This is a genomic window from Shewanella sp. 8A, assembly GCF_023475945.1.
GTDB classification, from domain to species: domain Bacteria; phylum Pseudomonadota; class Gammaproteobacteria; order Enterobacterales; family Shewanellaceae; genus Shewanella; species Shewanella xiamenensis.
In genome coordinates, this window is record NZ_JAMDJP010000070.1 from 1 (window position 1) to 1,932 (window position 1,932).

1 protein-coding gene is annotated in these 1,932 nt (G+C 49.3%); it reads right to left on the bottom strand.

Going from position 1 to position 1,932, the window contains the following annotated elements:
* Window positions 1–71 precede the first annotated feature (71 nt).
* Entirely contained in the window at window positions 72–1,406 is a 1,335-nt protein-coding gene (gene ltrA, locus M0413_RS22515; protein WP_249555726.1) for a group II intron reverse transcriptase/maturase, read from the bottom strand.
* Window positions 1,407–1,932: the final 526 nt, after the last annotated feature.

The window sequence follows — 1,932 nt, forward strand, 5'->3', positions numbered from 1 at the left end:
TAATCGGGTAACCGGAGGTTTCTAGCCTCCAGTCCCCACAACACCCTGCATGCGGATCCGCACAGGGCGTTTCACTCAGAGTAGTGAAGCTTGATCCATCCCTCGCGAAGTGTCACTAAACCTGCCTTCGTCAAAAATTCATTAGATAATGCCTGATTGATCCCGGGGGTTTTAGAGCTTCGCCACGGACCTTTGCTAGTAACTCCACACGCAACTGCGGCTTGAACATGTACACCCAATCTCATTAAGTTTCTTACCTTGGTGCGTGGCTTTCGCCATTGCCGCCAATAAGCCATTCGTACTCTGCGTCGGATCCAGTGATCCAGATCACAGCACAGCTGATAGCTATTGGCGATACCAAAATAGTTGATCCAGCCGCGTATGTACTGGCTGGTTTTAAAGAGCTGGTAGCTCATGCTGACGCCCCAGTTTCGGTTGGTCAGTTCCCGTATTCGCTGTTTAAATTTCAACAGCGTGTTCGGGTGCCATTTGATATGTCCGTTCTTGAATGTAAATCCCAAGAACTTACTCTCACTGGTTTTCACCACCTTACTTTTCTGTGTGTTTATTACAAGCTTTAAGCGGTTTTGCAGGTAGTGAGTGACGCTTTGCAATACACGTTCTCCGGCACGCTGACTTTTCACCAGAATGATGAAATCATCAGCATAACGAGCAAACTTGTGGTTACGCCGCTCCAGTTCCTTGTCCAGAGGGTCAAGCATGATGTTTGCCAGCAGCGGTGATAATGGACCACCTTGCGGTACACCTTCTCGCGTCTCGTGGAAAAGCTGGTTATCGATAAACCCAGCTCGAAGATATCGTGCAATCAGTTGCTTTAGTTGTTTGTCATGAACCCATCGGTTCAACAGCGACATAAGCAAATCGTGATTGACACGATCAAAGAACTTAGACAAATCAACATCCACGGCAATACGCCGTTTCTGTTTAATGGTTTGCTGTACCTGCTTCACCGCTTGTTGCCCATTTCGTCCGGCTCGGAACCCGTAGCTGTGTTCTGAGAAGGTTGGATCGAAAATGGGCGTGAGCACTTGAGCAATGGCTTGTTGAATAACGCGATCCGTCACCGTTGGGATGCCAAGCAGTCGCTTGCCTCCATCGGGTTTCTCGATCTCAACGCGCCGAACGGGTTTGGGTTGGTAATCGCCGGAATATAACTCAGACTTTACCGTCTCCCAGCCACCTGACTTTACCCATGCAGGAAACTCATCGACGGTCATGCCATCAACTCCTGCGGCTCCTTTATTGGCCCGAACTTGTCTCCATGCCTGCTGTAAGTTTGCCGGTTGGAGCATTTGTTCGAACAGATTGTTGCTAAAGGCTGGCTTCAGGCCAATACGCTGAGTCACGTCATTGCCGGTCGGCATTCGTGTATTCAAGTTTGACAAGGCTCCTCCTTTCTCTGAATGTTTAGGCCTTCACCTTGTCCAGCCCATTACGGCTGGTATTTGGCTACTATGCCCTCTGCTGACTTCTGTTTACTCACGTTCAGAGTTACCCCTGAGCGCGCTATCGGTTTTCATCTAGTTTGCTCCCTCAGAGCGATGACTTCTGAGGGCCGAGGCACTTGTATACCAGAGCCTGACTGGTTGCTGGGCCGATCGCACGGTAAACAGATCTCCCCAGATAAGAACATGAACTATCACTGCGCAACTGCCTCATTTACGGTGGCCGTTAGATCACTTGGCTTCGCTGTCTTGTGCCAGCTCGCCTTCAGCCTACGCCTCATATGAGGTTTTTGTTCATCAGCTCGCAGTTTTGCTAGCGGCTTCCTCCAGACAAAACCTCGCGATTTTGCCCTTGCCATTCACTAGTAGTTATCGTTTACTTGTATTGATCCAATAAGGTAAACGGTGATCTTCCTACAGAGGACTTTCACCTCATAAGTTCATGCCCATGCTGGGCGTACACAAA